Raw genomic sequence first — 15,297 nt, forward strand, 5'->3', positions numbered from 1 at the left:
TTTCCTACTCTTTTTTTGTTTGTTACAATGTTTTGTGGATAAAATAAGAAAAATGTGAATAACTTTGTGGAAAAATGAATCAAGAAGGAGGGATTGGAAATGAAAAAATTTTGCTGTGAAACGCACGTAAATCATGCATTGGACATGATGGTTGCTGAAACAAAAGAATATCCGATATTAGAGAAAGTGGATGAGGAACAACAATTATCCACAAAGTGCGATTACTGTGAAAACGAAGCGAAATATATTGTATCAAGAAAATAACTTTACACAAAATATAGATTTTGGTTGTGGATATGTGTAAAACTTTTGTGGATAACTTGTTTATAAATAAAAATCCGATGTGGATTGGCTGTGAATTTCTAAATTATATGATTTGTTAAACAATTGGTGTGAATCAAGTTAAAGGTGAGAAGATGAATATTTCAATTATTTCAGTCGGAAAGTTAAAAGAAAAATATTTAAAAATGGGTATGGATGAGTATGTGAAGCGCCTTTCCGGTTACGCAAAAATCGAATTGATTGAAGTGCCGGATGAGAAAGCGCCTGAAGAATTGAGCGAGGCGGAAATGGAGTTGGTGAAAAAGAAGGAAGGAGAAAGGATTTTATCTAAAATTCCAGATGGTACATATGTGTACGCCCTTGCCATCGAAGGAAAAATGAAAACATCCGAAGAATTTGCAGAAGGCTTGGAAAAACTGATGACCTATGGTACAAGCAAAATCGCCTTTGTCATCGGCGGCTCCCTCGGTTTACATAAAGATGTATTAAATCGGGCAAATGAAAAAATCAGCTTCGGCCGCATGACTTTTCCCCATCAACTCATGCGGCTTGTATTATTAGAACAAATCTACCGAAGTTTCCGGATAATGAAGGGTGAACCGTACCGTACTTTATCCTAAAATATCACCCATACATTTGGTTGATTTTGTTTCCTTTGTTGTATGTATGGAAAGAGGCAACATAACGGGAGCAAAAAGAGCAGTGTAAAGTGTGGATTTTGTATAAGTATTTGACCTAGATGTTGTCTTAAGTATAAAAAAATCCCCCTAGTAAAATCGCTTAGGGGGATTATCATATATTTAGAGCTTTATATATCTGCAATTTCATTAAAGTCAACAATATTAGGGATTTCTTTTGCGAACATTAAATCTTTTATCATAGAAAGTTTAATTGAGACTTCCATGTCATAATATTCTTCTTCTTCAGCATTCATTTTATAAGTTGGGACATTGAGGACTTTATATTCTGTACCGTTAATATTCCACACTAAATCCTTTTTTTGTACTTTCTGTACCATCTCTGGTACCTCCTTGTACGCTGTACTCATCACATTTTGCCCTCCTTTATGTATAATTACCCTAATTAATGTTATGTTAAACCCTATAAATGATATATTCAAGAATTTCAATGAAAATCATAATTTTTTTAGTCTTTCTTTGATTTTTTCCATTTTTTCAACTAGAATAGGATTTTCATTTATCCTTTGTTCCATATTTTCTTTAGGTATAGATGAAAAATCAGAAGATCTTACATTACTTACAGTTATTACTTTTAAAGTATGATTCTCAATTTCTGATGGTTCAAAACTTATTGAAATTTTAAATCTATTTGGGTCATTTTCTAATTTTAAAGTATATGATAACTGTGGATATCCTTTCCATTGTGCTTTATGTACGTGATTCATTATTTTTATTCTATCAATTATAGTTATAAGGGTTTCAAAAGAATCTGAGCCGACACGTTGAAGTATTCTTTTCAAGGAATGTTTTCCTATTCGTACCAGTTTATTGTCTAATAAATACTCAGAAGTACCAAGTTCGACTATTGAGTTTTTTTCTGAAATTACAACCCTTTTTTGTCCATCAGTTATATAAATATCTTCTCCATATCTTTGATCCATTAAAAATTGCTGAGTAGTTTTTGAAGCAATATTTTTTATATATCCGTAAGCGTCAAATACTCAGCACCTTCTAGTTGTGAATGTTCCGTGAGATAATCTCCTTAGAAAAAATGCTGGAGGTTATGCTATGAATGATGCTGACAAAAGAATAGAATGGAAATCTAGGTACGATGCTTGGAAAACAAGTGGGTTGAGTGCTGCTGAGTGGTCTCGCATCAACGATGTAAAAAAGCATCAAATGTACTACTGGATACGAAAGTTTAGAGAGGAAGAAATTTCTACGAATGAGCATCAAACAAAATGGTTGACGGTGGATGTCCAAGATATCTCCTCCCATCATACGGGTCAGGAATCTGTGCTTATTCATTACGGTGCTCTGTCCATCGAAGTACGTCCGGGCACCGATTTGAATCTACTTTCTGATGTAGTGCGTGTGATCCAAAAACGATGATATCCAACGCAAATTTTGAACGAGTGTACCTTGCGCGTGGAAGCACAGATCTCCGGAAATCGATAGATGGTCTCGCAGTCATCGTCAAAGAATGCTTCGATTTGGATCCTTTTTCCCCTTGTTTATTCGTTTTCTGTAATCGGAAAAGGGATAAACTTAAAATCCTACAATGGGATAATAATGGGTTTTGGCTCCATTATCGAAGATTAGAGCGAGGAACATTCGACTGGCCATCCGATCAGGATGGGACACCAATGAATATTAGTCCACGCCAACTTCGTTGGTTATTGGACGGATTATCTATTGAGCAAAAACAAGCGCATCCCGCAGTGAAAGCTCGTACCATTCTTTAAAATTAAAAAATTTGAGAATCCGACTGGTCAAGCCGGATTCTTTTGCGTATACTGGAACTATGAAAAACATGGACATGAAAACTCAAGAAACAATTGAATACTATAAAGCGCGTACCGAAAAGCTTGAAATAGAAAAGGAAGCTTTGGAAGCAAAGCTAAAATGGTATGAGGAGCAATTTCGGTTAAGTCAACAACGTCGTTTTGGTTCTTCCAGTGAGAAGATCAATTCAGACCAACTGTCTCTTTTCAATGAAGCTGAAGCTACCGCAAATCCTGATGAAGAAGAGCCGACGATTGAAACCATTACATATACACGCAAGAAGAAGCGAAATCGTCGAGATGAAAAACTAGACAACCTGCCTACTGAAACGGTGGAATACCGTTTGCCAGCTGAGGAACAGGTTTGTTCGTGTTGCGCTGGACCGCTACACGAAATGAGTACGCAGGTACGCAGAGAAATAGAAGTTATTCCAGCACAAGTAAAAGTGAAAAAGCATGTCCAATATGTTTATAGTTGCCGTCATTGTGAACGCCATGAACTCGAGACGCCTATTGTCACGGCGAAAATGCCGGCTCCTGTTTTTCCGGGAAGTCTGGCATCTCCATCGTCAATGGCTTATACGATGACGCAGAAATACGTTGAAAGTATGCCTTTGTATCGCCAGGAAAAACATCTGGAGCGATTTGGCATATTCATTTCCAGGCAAACCTTATCCAATTGGATTTTGTATGGAGCCGACACCTGGTTGAGTCCTGTTTACGACCGAATGCGTAACCATCTATTGAATCAGGATATCCTCCATGCGGATGAGACCACCTTACAGGTTCTTTCAGAACCTGACCGACGAGCGACTTCCAAATCATTTATGTGGCTTTATCGGACAGGACGAATGGGGCCTCCAATTGTATTGTATGACTACCAGCGAACCCGTGCATCCAAACATCCTTTACGATTTTTGGAAGGTTTCCGTGGATATTTACATGTGGACGGGTATGCCGGTTATAACGGAATCCCCGATGTCAGTCTGGTCGGTTGTTGGGCTCATGCCAGACGTAAATTCACAGAAGCTTTGCAGGCTCTTCCTGAATCGGCTAAAACTACTCACGTTAAAGCCAAAGAAGGTCTTGCATTCTGTAACCAACTTTTCTCGATAGAACGGGATCTAAAGGACGTTAGTCCTGAAGAACGTTATAAGAAACGTTTAGAACGCAGCCAACCGGTATTGGAGGCTTTTTTGGCATGGCTTCGTGAACAAGCCACAAGAGTGTTGCCAAAAAGTGCACTTGGGCAAGCCATTAAATATTGTCGTAATCAATGGGACCGTTTAGTAGCTTTTTTAGAGGATGGTCGTTTAGAAATTGATAACAACCGCGCAGAACGATCCATTAAACCGTTTGTAATCGGGAGGAAAAACTGGCTGTTTAGCAATACCATAAAGGGAGCTAAATCCAGCGCAATCATTTATAGCATTGTGGAGACTGCGAAGGAAAACGGATTAAACCCATTCAATTACCTTAAATATTTATTTGAACAGCTTCCAAATATTAATCTGACTGACAAAGAAAAATTAGATCAACTCCTTCCTTGGTCCACAACAATTCCAGAAGAATGTCGTGTTCCTAATAAAGCTAAATAAATCATAACAATAGTCCACATCTAAAGGTAGGTGTGGACTATTTTACGCTTACATATATCCAACTTGCTCTTCTTCAAATTGAATTATGTCACTGATTACTAAAGTTTGACCATCTTCAAATGAGACAGAAAAAGAAAATGGCAATTTCAAACACTTCCTTTTAAAGTAGTTTTAATATAATGTAAATTTTACCATATTAGTACCTAGACTTTTACCATAAATAGAAAGCCTTTAACTACTCTATCTTTAAGCGTCTGATATCTTACCTAAACATTATTTGTGATAGGGTTCATTATGGATGATACGATAAGCTCGATATATTTGTTCGAATAGTAAAAGTGTCTGAATACCTACATCCATATTCATAGGGCTGATTGTAATGGTTTCATCTACGGGTATTTGGGAAATGTTGATGAGCATGATGATATCTGATTTTCCGCTTATTCCAAGCGTATTAATTTTCTCGGACAATTCTTCAGAAGATAATATATTACCATCAGTAGTTAGCTTTATTACATATGATTTATTGGGAATCCTTTTATAAAGCTGATCTTCATTTTTAAATAGCTGAAATTGAATTTTACAGTATCTACTTAATCGCTTTTCATACTCTTTTAATCCCTCAAGAATGAATTTTTCCAGCTTATTAGCAACAATAAAAATTTTTATATTCATTTTTAAAACCTCATATTGTAAATTATTTGAAATTTAATCGCTTTATTTTCGTTTTTAGCCTATTTATTTCTTTCCCCCTATAAATTATTCTATAGTATTTTTAAGCCGCTTTACAGGCTCTACAAATTCGTTACAAGCTAAAAATAAAATTTATTCTTCTACAATTATTTTCCTATTTTAAGTATAAAATAAATGGAAATTTTTGGTTTATAACATCGCATAAAAATCCTTAATACATTTATTTACTATAAAAAATTTGTTTTCTAATATGTTTTATAAAAATACGTTATTAAACATTTTTTATAAAAACCAATGCAGAGAGAAATGCATTTTTAGATATTTTTTAATACTGTGCGGATACATATTTTTTTTCAGATAATGCACGTGACCTAAATTATTAGAAGTGAGCATTTTTAAAAGGAAAAATATTAGGTTGTTCTTAGTTAGTTAGGATTTTGTATTTCCTTTTCTCTATGAATAAGGAAAAGGTTGATTAACATGCTAGAAACATCGCATTTCTAGAAAAAATAAACTCTAGGAGATAAGGAATTATTTTATCCTAACTTCAAAATCCTAACTCCTTTTAACAATGCTTAATAAAAAATTTGAGGTGATTTACATGAATGATATTTCATTAAATGGCATTACAGCTCAACTTACACGCTCTGTCAACACTCAAGGTGAATTGCTAGATAAAGGATTAATTAAAGGTAGAGAAAAAATGTTGGTATTAATGAAGGTGAACGCATTACTGGAAATAACTAATTTTATTAATATGTATCCTCTTTGGACAAGGTCAACCAGAAATGCAGAAAATCGTTTTAACGACTGGTGCAAACCACTGTCATCAGCACCAAATAAAAGTGCTAGAAAAATGACAAAGGAACGTGTGGAAAAAGAAATGATCGAAAAAATTGGAGTTAGCACCATTCAAAAAATACATTCATGTGCTACTCAAGAAGAATTATTGAAAATCGTACATTTTTTCAGAGAAACATCAGGGATACGTTATATCAAGAGAAGTTACTTAGTCGACTTACTCATCTTTGCAGGTATAAATGTACGGAGCACAAATAAATATATGCAGATTCACCTAACAGATGTATTTTCAATTTTGGATCAGAAAGTTGTGACTGCAAATCCAAAACAATTCTTTTATCTATTTCATTTAGAAGGTAAAAGATGGAGTCCTAATTACGGAAAAGAAAAGAAATATCTAAAATATGCACTATCATCGATTGTCGATATTGAAGACGAATACTTTGCAAAAGCAAGAAAGGGCTTATCATTATACTTACAAAATAAAATTAATTTCGCTCAAATGATTTATCTAGTTAGAGAGACAGTTCAAGATTTAGAGGAAGTATTAGTATGAATCTTTTTAGAGAATTAGTTGATAGTATTTTACAAGTAAGACAATCTCTAATTATTCATCAAGAACAACAATTAGATAACTCATTAGAGTGGCAAAAATTAAAAGCGTTGTTTGAAATAAAAAACTATGTACAAGATATGGAATGGATTACTCAAAAACGTACAAAAGAACGTATTTTATTCTATCTAAAAAATCAATGTAGTATTTCAAAAACAGCAGATCATTATAATGCGAAACATAACACAATTCGAGTTGCTATTCATTATGCTTCAAAGAAGTTAGAAGAGAAAATAGGTAGGGATACCATTAAACAAATATTGCGAAGTGTAGATGAACAAGAACTAAACAAAATTATGGAAAAATTTTATCTGAGAACAGATAGTAAACCATTTGTTTCTCCCTTTTTAATGGGGGTCACACGTTTACTACCAAAACCAAAACAAAATCGATTCATCTTATTGGAAGAGTGTTATAAAGAATTAGTATTTTTAACTTCACTATCGAATTCAAACATTCATTATTATTTAAGTAAATTAGATAAACAGAAATTAGCTCATATCATGGGAATATTAATGAGTAATGAACCTACAATAGAAAAAGAAGTATTATTAAACCTATTTAATGGTGATTTTCTTGATCAAAATAAAGGAGTATTAAAAAGTTCAGAGCAAGTCAAAGTAGCATTAAATAAACTTACAACCTAAAAAATACAAAATATGGTAATTCGAATAAAATTATCGATCAATTATAAATTAGAGAGTATTTAATCGAGACGGTTTATTTAATATGAGGAGAATAGAAAGAAAGAGAATGTTTGAGAAAGATTATTTATTAAAACAGGTTAACCAGTCAAACCAGTCAAACCAGTCAGATACTCTAAATTTGTAATATAGCTGATTCACATTTGGCTACTTTATGACTATTTAATTTGTTTATATAGATTATCTCACTTTTAAGGAGTGAGGTAATTTTTTTGTTAATCTGACTTCTTGTCATCGGTCACATGATAATAACTCAATCAATTTGCATTAATGGGCAGATATTTTCAAAATTTTTTGATATGATAAATTTATTGAGATGATAACCTTTACATTTAATTCTATTTTTTGAGGTTAGGTGTTTAAAATGTCAATAAATTCCAAAAATCACTTACATCTGTTAAAGAAGAATGAACTGTCTCAACCACTAAATACGAGAGTTTTTGATTTAAAACAAGAGATTGAATCTGTATGGTCGATAAATATTTTAAAAGGTAAGTTAGATGGTTTTACTCAATATGTAGTAGCAATTCGTAGTCTTGATGAATCTACACCGAGTTATTACAAGTATGCTGATATCATGAGCACAAATACAAAAAAGGCAAAACAAATAGAACTTGAATTAATGAATAGAGGCGGCCTAGGTCGTAATGATTTTCCTAAAATTATTGCATATATTGAACGATTAAGGAGGGAATGTGACTATATCGAGGTTGGAGATGTTACGGAATTACTATCAATTGATGATAATCAGAGGCTGACTCCTTTTTTTAAAGAGGAAGCTGAGAGCTATTTTAATCATTTACTAGAATATATATACGAGAACAGGGAATTATTCCCAATACGTAAAATTGAAACTGATGATGCAACAAATGAGGGATATGTAGAAGGGATTTCCCAAGGAGTATATATTGTCGATTCTAGGGGTATAAAAAAATACGGTGGTCCAACAGTAGCAATTATTCCTGAATACCTGAGAGACGTATTAGACATTTCAAGTACAAAAAGGTTAGGAGCAGTATTTGATTATTGGATAGATAAGGGGTATATGTATTTTGATCCTTCTTCTGTTGAAAAACGTAAGGATAAATTAGTTAAACTAAAAAAAGGAATGCCCCCGAAAAGAGCATATATTTTAAAAATTTCACTAGAGGAAGAGTTTTAATGCAGAGTAAAATGGTAAAAACCTTATCTACGATTGGAGGAAAATCTCGACTATTAAAATTTCTAATTCCGATAATGATAAATTGTATAGAAACCAATAGATTAGTAGGTTTCATAGATGTATTTGGCGGGGGTAATAAAATCATTCCCAATCTTCATTGTTATTTACATGAAACCATTTACAATGATATCGATCGCGGCTTTAGTAATGTCATGATGTGCTGTTCCAATATTGACTTACTTCAAGAAATGATCGATAAAGCATATCAGTATCAATTTAATATTGATACAGAGGAAAAATTTGAATATGCGTGCAGACTTCGACTCAATCCCAGCATTTCGATAGTGGATTCGGCTGCATTGACAATTATTGTGCAGTCATTTAGTAGAGCAGCAGACAGGAAAAATTATTCCAAATCAGATGCAAAGAGGGGTATTTCTTATGAATCTTTACAAAGATTTAAAGAATTGTACCCCTCGATGAGTAACACGACAGTCTTATGCACAGATTATAAAAACGTACTGGAGTTATATAAAAATCGTTCAGATTTTCTTATTTATTTAGATCCACCTTATTATGGGACTAATTCTTATGAAAATAATATAGACCATGTCGAATTAGCGGAAAGTATAGTAGAGTCATCAGCGTATATTATTTTATCTAATTTCGATAATCCGATTTATGAAGAGATATTGGTCAACAGCGGTTGGAACAAGTATTCGTTAGGAGTTATAGCAAAATCTTCATCTGCAAAAAGGGGTAGCATACAGCAAGAATTTATTTGGTCGAACTTCCCGATTCCCGATTATTTACTTCCACAATTTAATATATTTGAATAAAGAACCTAAAAGAGTCTGAGGAGCACCTCTAGGCTCTTTTTATTTTTTAGCATCTATTCATTTTTCCATGGATATTTTCTTATCTATATTACTTCAGATCTAAAATTTCTAGTTTAAAGCCTTGATTCACTATAAATACAGAGATATCAACTTGATTTTTTTGAAAATTAGAAAAACTTAAAGAAAAATTTTTGGGGTACTGATTTGAAACTATATTGGGGTACAGGCAGCAGTTCACTAAAAAAAAGCAAGGAGGTTTTGAAGTCTAAGTTGCCAGAATAACGGTCACCATTTAAATGCCTGTAAATAATTTACTTAGGAGGAATAATTAATAATGTCAGAAAAAATTAAAATTTATATCAAAAATCCTACAGCGTACAATAGGGATGCATTTACTCCCGAAGAGCAACAGGTATTAGAATTAATTACGCCTGATTGCAAAAGAACCCTTGCATTTCTAGGTATTTTATCAAGAGGGGTAAAGCTATTCGATGATATTTATCTCTCTACTTATGGTAGATACTCACTGTTAATCAGTCTAAGATGTGGAGGGGTATTTCGTTTCAGGAATGATAAATACCAATTAATAACACTGAATAAGAAACTAGTGTTACAGGAAATTAAAAATCCTGCGAATCAAATGGTAGTTTACAATAATAAAACCTTTTACCCTTCTAAAGGTAATTGGTTAATGCAAAGTTGTCAAAGAAGTGGCAACGATGGGAAATACAAATGTTTTACTCTTTATGCAAATGGTGATTTTGAAAAAATTATTATCCGTGACCACCATTTACAAGCATTATTTAAATTCGGAGTAATTGCTTTGTCAGCACTAGCAGAGATAAAAATTCCAAACTGCGTTAACCATTTAAATGGAAAAAAATTAGATAACTTCTCTGATAATCTTGAGATAACTACTTATAGTGGTAATACTATACATTACCATAAATATTTAAAAGAATATCCGCTTATTATCACAATTGATGGTGAAGCTGTATTAAATCCAAAGTTTATTGTTAGTCAAGATGAGTATGAAGATTAAGATGATGATGGATTTCTAGTTTAATTAGAAAGAGAAAGTGGGGATGTTTCCATTCTTACTTTCTCTGTTTTTTTCAGGAGTAAATAAAGAGAATCTTCCATCGCTTAATTGATATATGCTCTGCTGTATATGGTTCTTCAGTAAGAGGTTCTTTTCTGTCATTGTATAAGAGGATAGTTTTATGATCTTGGTTAGTAGAAGATTGCTCAAGCGGGGATTCCGTTGACGATACGTTGGAGTCAGGCTGTGTCTCCTGTTGTTGCGGAATCTCCGTCTCGGCAAAAGCGGAAGGTGTGACCGCTTGAATCGGCAGTTCTGGCGGTACATCGGTCTGTGCTAAAGCCGTAGGTGTCATCAATGAAAAAACTAACATTGCCGATACTAGCGAGTGTAGCTTTTTACTCATCTCTTTAACCCTCCTATACTGTTTTATTGAGTGCTTTCCACTCTATGTAATATAATTTAGTATCTTTGAATTCATCCTATTGTGTAGAAATATCCGAAAGAAAAAGAAAACAGAGGGGTTAGATACCCCCTCCGTTATAGAGGATGTTAATTACTTGGTCTGTAGATGTCTTGCAGGAATTTCGGTAACGCATCAATACCTACGTTTGGGGCTTCTAAGATAGCATCATGGGGTCTTAGAAATTCAGGTGACATTTTTACATACCCCTCAGTACCCCCAGGTCCATCATCTTTTACATACCAGTCTCCATATACATTTATCACGATGTAGGCGTGAACCCGTCCTGGGGAATGTAATACAAATGAATCAATCCCTACTTGGTCTAACATAGCTGTAATATAATACGACCCTGAAGTACAATCCCACAAACCTTTCACTAATAGGTCATACGCAGACACAGGGTCATAACCATAGTTAGCATTCTGATAGGCATCATGATTTATATATAGTCCAATCCTACCAAAAAGTTGGGTTATAGCTGTTAACGTGTTTACTTCATCAATAGTTTTTATTTTATCTTTAAAAACACCATACATTATCTCTGTCCCTAGCAGAGTTTGATTGTATTGAGTTCTGTATTCTGGGTGCATTTTATCTTTAATTGCTGTTTTTCCATGGATGAAGAAATCTTCTCTCGCTTTCTGCTGTAAATCACTTATTCTCCCATATTTACTTAAATCGTATTTCCCGTCTTTGAATTCTTTTTCGACAATTTCCATGGTTTTATCGTATTCTTCTTGAGTTCTAGCACCGTATGCCCGTTCACCGAATTTTGTCTTGATTTTGGAACCTACTACGTCTGGCGAATTCCCTTTCTTGATTTTGAGTGTGTAAATATTCGGGTCTTTTCCAATGGTGTTCGGGTGCGTCTCATATTGGGTTTCGGTAGGGTTTGGACTTGTTGGAGTACCCCCACTATTAGTGTTATTACCATTCTTGAATCTCGGTAAGTCCTTGATGTTGCCTTGCTTCACTACGTCATCGTACCGCTTTAAGAAAGAAGCGATGTGGGCTCTAGCCAGTTTGGTGTTAGGGGCAAAGTTCTCCATTGTTGCTCCCTTTGCAGGGTTAGTACCCGTAGTAATGTTATTGTCAAACATGAATTGCACCGCTTCTTCAAGCGTTACGGATTTTCCATAGTGCATCGATACTAAGGCTTGAGCTAACTGACCACGTGTCACTTGAGTACTTTGGTAGTTCTTGTTGGACGTACTGCCTTTGGTTACGATTCCTAATTGCTGAGCTTTCTGGTATAACGGGAAACTCCAGAAGTTTGCAGGTGCTGACGTGTTTGCCATTAACGCATCGTACCCCTGCAACCCTAATTTGTATCGTAATAGTACGCTAAGCATTTGAGATTCCGTTAAGTTACCATACGGATTGAGCCACGTTCCATACTTACCCGTTGTCGGATGCTTTTGTTTAATATACCCCGTGATATACCCCTTATTTATCATCCACAACATATTGTCTGCCCAGTACTCGTTTGGATTGAAGTCGTCATAAATAGTTGTATTAGCTACCAAGAGTTTTATTGGATGTGTTGTAAAAGATTCTGATACACTAATTGGTTGTTCTATTGTTTCTGCTTTCCCAATATCATCAATGTTTATAAAAGGAATACTCACTAATACCGAAGTAAAAAATATTTTTTTAACATTATACTTACTGATGAATGGCATAAGCTCACCTCTCTTAATTATTCTTTACCCAATAATAGCATAAAAAAATGATAATTTTTACCTATTTTTCAATAATAACACAAAAAAATGACGGTAGATTCCCCCACTAACTCTTTCAGCTTCTTAATTTATATATTCTTCATAGCGTTGATCCCTGTGTACTGTTAAACGATTAATCTGGACGAAGTATCTGGATAGTTTTATGATCTTGGTTAGTAGAAGATTGCTCAAGCGGGGATTCCGTTGACGATACGTTGGAGTCAGGCTGTGTCTCCTGTTGTTGCGGAATCTCCGTCTCGGCAAAAGCGGAAGGTGTGACCGCTTGAATCGGCAGTTCAGGCGGTACATCGGTCTGTGCTAAAGCAGTAGATGTCATCAATGAAAAAACTAACATTGCCGATACTAGCGAGTGTAGCTTTTTACTCATCTCTTTAACCCTCCTGTGTGAATTGTTGAAGTAATTTATTTTAAATAAATTTATGTCTAAAAAGTTATACCTATATAGACGCTGAAAAAATGCCGAAAAAGATGTCTAAAAATTAAGAACTTAAAGAATAACGGACTTCTAAAAATAATTTGAACTTTATAGACCAATACGTTAACATACGAACAACTAAAAAAGGGGGTTGTTCGTATGGGGTTAAATTTTGGTTATATGCGTGTTAGTACAACTGGACAAAATCTCGATCGACAAGAAGAAGCATTGTTAAAGTTTGTATCAAAGGATGAAAATGGAAAGCCGTATTTGTACTCAGATAAAGCTAGTGGAAAAGATATGGATAGAACAGGTTTTCAAGAAATGTACAGAGCAATGCGTTCAGGTGATACTTTGTATATTAAGTCCATCGATCGATTAGGGAGAAATAAACATCAAATCAAAGAGTATTTGATGAAATTCCGCAAAAAAGGAATACAGGTAAAAATAATAGACATTCCGACAACTATGCAGGAATTTCCCAAAGGACAAGAATGGATTACTGAAATGATTAACAACATTATAATAGAAGTTGTCACTTCAATGGCTGAACAAGAAAGAATTAATATATTACAACGTCAAAGAGAAGGTATTGAAATTGCAAGGAAAAAAGGAAAACACTTAGGTCGACCTATAATGCCATTACCAAAAAACTGGACTGAGCAATATAAACTTTGGAAGCAAGGTAAAATTCGAACGGTCGATTTTATGAAAGCAGTCAATATGAAAAAATCAACTTTTTATAAAAAGCTGAAAGAATATGAGATTCACTCAGATTTGAAGGAGAGACATTGATCAAACAGTCTCATATGAAAAATAACTGTTGATCCAATTTAAAAATGTAGAAATTTCACCTGATCTTCTTTATAAGCGTAGGCAGTTGAATAGCTGTCAATACGCTGTAAGGGTGATCAGACATGCTAAAAAATACCGAGACATTATTATACACTGAAGAGGATCAGGCAAAACAGATACTCTCTGATTTTGTTAACGATCTATTGTTTGATTTAGAGAGATTGATAGAAGATAGAGGAAAAGAAAACATCTTGAAACAAATTGAAAAATTATAAGTGAAAGAGGGATTTTATATGGCAAAAATGAAAAAAGCGGTAGGTTATATTCGAGTTTCGACTGATATGCAAGTGCAGGAAGGTTATAGTCTTGAAAATCAGAAACTACTAATTGAAAGAGAGTGTGATTATAGGGGGTGGGAATTAGAGAGAATTTTTAAGGATGAAGGAATTTCTGGTGCTTCGATTAACGAACGAAGCGGGATACGGGATTTACTAAGATTTGTAAAGGTTAACCAAATTGATTATGTAGTCATTTTTAAAATAAGTCGATTAAGTCGTAGTATTGCTGATACTATAAATATCGTTGAGCAGTTGAAATTATATAATTGTGATATATTGGCAATTAAAGATGGAATCGATACCTCGACGAGTATGGGGATATATTTCCTAACATTAGGTGCAATTTTTGCAGAAATGGAACGAGAAAATCTTAGAATTCAAGTAAAAGGAGGTATGGAACAAAAGGCTCGAGAAGGAGAATGGAATGGTGGGAAACCTCCTTTAGGTTACGATTTAGATATGAAAAATTTAATTATTAACAAAGCAGAGGCAGAGATTGTAAAAACAATTTTCCAATCATATTTAAATGGAAATGGTTATAAAACTATTGCTGAGAATCTTAACAAACAAGGTTATAAAACAAAGCGTGGTAACTCATTTAGCATAACTGCTGTTAAGGATATTTTGAGGAACCCAATCTATTGTGGCATGATTCGCTGGGGCTATCGTGAAGATTGGGGAAAGAAAATTGGTGGCAAGAGGAAACGTAAATATAGTGAAAACCCAATTTTACAAAAAGGAAAACATGAGGCGATTATTTCAGAAGAAACTTTCCATTTAGTTCAAGAAAAAATAGAAACGAACCCAAGACATCATGTAAAAAGGTTTGATGGTCATCATCTATTGAGTGGATTATTAAAGTGTCCACATTGCGGGGAATACAGCATGTCTATTCATAGAACAACAAAAAATGGAAAAGTCTACGAATACTATGTTTGTAATCAATATCAAAATAATAAAAGTTGTTCAGGAAATGGGATAAGAAAAGAAAAAATTGAATCGGAATTCTTAGAGGTATTTCAAAACAAAATGAATCAACCAGAAATTATGAATATGATGTTAAGTAGCCTAAACAATTCAGATGCACAAATAAAAAGTATAGATAAAGAAATCAGTCATTTAAAAAAGGAAAGTAGTGAGCTATTAAAAAAGAGAGATAATTTAATAAACTTATTAGCTAAAGGTGAAGTAGACCAAGAAACAAATAATTTATTCATGAAAAAAATTGGTGAATTTATAAAAGAAAATGCATCCATAGAAAAGAAAATACGAGAACTTGAAAATAAAAAGAAAAAAATAAACGAGTCTCAATTGAATATTGATGAAATAAAAATGCTTTTAGA

18 protein-coding genes and 1 pseudogene are annotated in these 15,297 nt (G+C 33.9%); 13 read left to right on the top strand and 6 right to left on the bottom strand.

All coding sequences use genetic code 11. The features are described 5' to 3' along the window. Positions 1–99 precede the first annotated feature (99 nt). Both UtA1_RS02940 and rlmH read left to right on the top strand, forming a co-directional pair. Entirely contained in the window at positions 100–264 is a 165-nt protein-coding gene (locus UtA1_RS02940; protein WP_096549987.1) for a CxxH/CxxC protein, read from the top strand. A 152-nt stretch (positions 265–416) separates the two neighbouring features. Then, positions 417–902 carry a 23S rRNA (pseudouridine(1915)-N(3))-methyltransferase RlmH gene (rlmH, locus tag UtA1_RS02945; RefSeq protein ID WP_096549988.1) on the top strand — a complete coding sequence of 162 codons (486 nt, stop codon included), beginning with the start codon at positions 417–419 and terminating at the stop codon, positions 900–902. 188 nt (positions 903–1,090) lie between these two features. On the opposite strand, the gene UtA1_RS02950 is transcribed toward rlmH, so the two are convergent. Continuing rightward, on the bottom strand, positions 1,091–1,300 hold the full coding sequence (locus UtA1_RS02950; protein ID WP_126434395.1) for a hypothetical protein: 210 nt from the start codon (positions 1,298–1,300) through the stop codon (positions 1,091–1,093). A 117-nt stretch (positions 1,301–1,417) separates the two neighbouring features. After that, the gene (locus UtA1_RS02955) at positions 1,418–1,903 is read right to left on the bottom strand and encodes a hypothetical protein (protein ID WP_096549990.1); all 486 of its coding nucleotides are present in this window, start codon (positions 1,901–1,903) and stop codon (positions 1,418–1,420) included. A 127-nt stretch (positions 1,904–2,030) separates the two neighbouring features. Here UtA1_RS02955 and tnpA point away from each other — a divergent pair, with 127 nt between their 5' ends. The 3 genes from tnpA to tnpC are packed head-to-tail and all read left to right on the top strand — an operon-like array spanning position 2,031 to position 4,344. Further along, on the top strand, positions 2,031–2,354 hold the full coding sequence (tnpA, locus tag UtA1_RS02960; protein WP_096549686.1) for an IS66 family insertion sequence element accessory protein TnpA: 324 nt from the start codon (positions 2,031–2,033) through the stop codon (positions 2,352–2,354). Beyond that, entirely contained in the window at positions 2,351–2,707 is a 357-nt protein-coding gene (gene tnpB, locus UtA1_RS02965) for an IS66 family insertion sequence element accessory protein TnpB (protein WP_096549687.1), read from the top strand. The genes tnpA and tnpB overlap by 4 nt, the downstream gene beginning before the upstream one ends. 59 nt (positions 2,708–2,766) lie before the next feature. Next, positions 2,767–4,344: an IS66 family transposase gene (gene tnpC / locus UtA1_RS02970; RefSeq protein ID WP_126434373.1), complete on the top strand. Its 1,578-nt coding sequence runs from the start codon at positions 2,767–2,769 to the stop codon at positions 4,342–4,344. 273 nt (positions 4,345–4,617) lie between these two features. Here the strand turns inward: tnpC and UtA1_RS02975 are convergent, their stop codons facing one another. Then, the gene (locus tag UtA1_RS02975) at positions 4,618–5,019 is read right to left on the bottom strand and encodes a 23S rRNA (pseudouridine(1915)-N(3))-methyltransferase RlmH (protein ID WP_096549991.1); all 402 of its coding nucleotides are present in this window, start codon (positions 5,017–5,019) and stop codon (positions 4,618–4,620) included. Between the two features lie 619 nt (positions 5,020–5,638). Between UtA1_RS02975 and UtA1_RS02980 the strand changes: the two genes are divergently transcribed. The 5 genes from UtA1_RS02980 to UtA1_RS03000 all read left to right on the top strand — a co-directional run bounded on the left by UtA1_RS02980 (position 5,639) and on the right by UtA1_RS03000 (position 10,198). Continuing rightward, a complete protein-coding gene (locus UtA1_RS02980; protein ID WP_096549992.1) occupies positions 5,639–6,394 on the top strand; it encodes a hypothetical protein in 756 nt (251 codons plus the stop codon). Next, positions 6,391–7,098, top strand: a complete 708-nt coding sequence (locus UtA1_RS02985) for an ATP-binding protein (protein ID WP_096549993.1) — start codon at positions 6,391–6,393, stop codon at positions 7,096–7,098. The genes UtA1_RS02980 and UtA1_RS02985 overlap by 4 nt, the downstream gene beginning before the upstream one ends. A gap of 421 nt (positions 7,099–7,519) precedes the next feature. Further along, positions 7,520–8,317 carry a hypothetical protein gene (locus UtA1_RS02990; RefSeq protein WP_096549994.1) on the top strand — a complete coding sequence of 266 codons (798 nt, stop codon included), beginning with the start codon at positions 7,520–7,522 and terminating at the stop codon, positions 8,315–8,317. Further along, a complete protein-coding gene (locus UtA1_RS02995) occupies positions 8,317–9,156 on the top strand; it encodes a DNA adenine methylase (protein WP_096549995.1) in 840 nt (279 codons plus the stop codon). Before UtA1_RS02990 ends, UtA1_RS02995 begins: the two co-directional genes overlap by 1 nt. Positions 9,157–9,490: 334 nt before the next feature. Then, complete coding sequence (locus UtA1_RS03000) at positions 9,491–10,198, top strand: hypothetical protein (RefSeq protein ID WP_096549996.1); 708 nt, start codon at positions 9,491–9,493, stop codon at positions 10,196–10,198. A gap of 73 nt (positions 10,199–10,271) precedes the next feature. Here UtA1_RS03000 and UtA1_RS03005 read toward each other — a convergent pair whose 3' ends face one another. The 3 genes from UtA1_RS03005 to UtA1_RS03015 form a co-directional block, all read right to left on the bottom strand. After that, positions 10,272–10,604 (bottom strand): hypothetical protein, encoded by a 333-nt coding sequence (locus UtA1_RS03005; protein ID WP_096549997.1) that lies wholly within the window; start codon positions 10,602–10,604, stop codon positions 10,272–10,274. A 146-nt stretch (positions 10,605–10,750) separates the two neighbouring features. Beyond that, positions 10,751–12,346: a hypothetical protein gene (locus UtA1_RS03010; RefSeq protein ID WP_096549998.1), complete on the bottom strand. Its 1,596-nt coding sequence runs from the start codon at positions 12,344–12,346 to the stop codon at positions 10,751–10,753. A 172-nt stretch (positions 12,347–12,518) separates the two neighbouring features. Continuing rightward, a complete protein-coding gene (locus UtA1_RS03015) occupies positions 12,519–12,773 on the bottom strand; it encodes a hypothetical protein (RefSeq protein WP_096549999.1) in 255 nt (84 codons plus the stop codon). 207 nt (positions 12,774–12,980) lie between these two features. Between UtA1_RS03015 and UtA1_RS03020 the strand changes: the two genes are divergently transcribed. The 3 genes and pseudogenes from UtA1_RS03020 to UtA1_RS17585 all read left to right on the top strand — a co-directional run. Then, positions 12,981–13,616, top strand: coding sequence for a recombinase family protein (locus tag UtA1_RS03020; RefSeq protein ID WP_096550000.1), 636 nt, complete (start codon positions 12,981–12,983; stop codon positions 13,614–13,616). 122 nt (positions 13,617–13,738) lie between these two features. Continuing rightward, the gene (locus UtA1_RS16955) at positions 13,739–13,891 is read left to right on the top strand and encodes a hypothetical protein (RefSeq protein WP_172597818.1); all 153 of its coding nucleotides are present in this window, start codon (positions 13,739–13,741) and stop codon (positions 13,889–13,891) included. 66 nt (positions 13,892–13,957) lie between these two features. Further along, positions 13,958–14,914: pseudogene (locus UtA1_RS17585) on the top strand (recombinase family protein); the annotation flags it as partial. Positions 14,915–15,297 lie beyond the last annotated feature (383 nt).

The organism is Ureibacillus thermosphaericus (assembly GCF_002370195.2).
Lineage (GTDB): Bacteria > Bacillota > Bacilli > Bacillales_A > Planococcaceae > Ureibacillus > Ureibacillus thermosphaericus.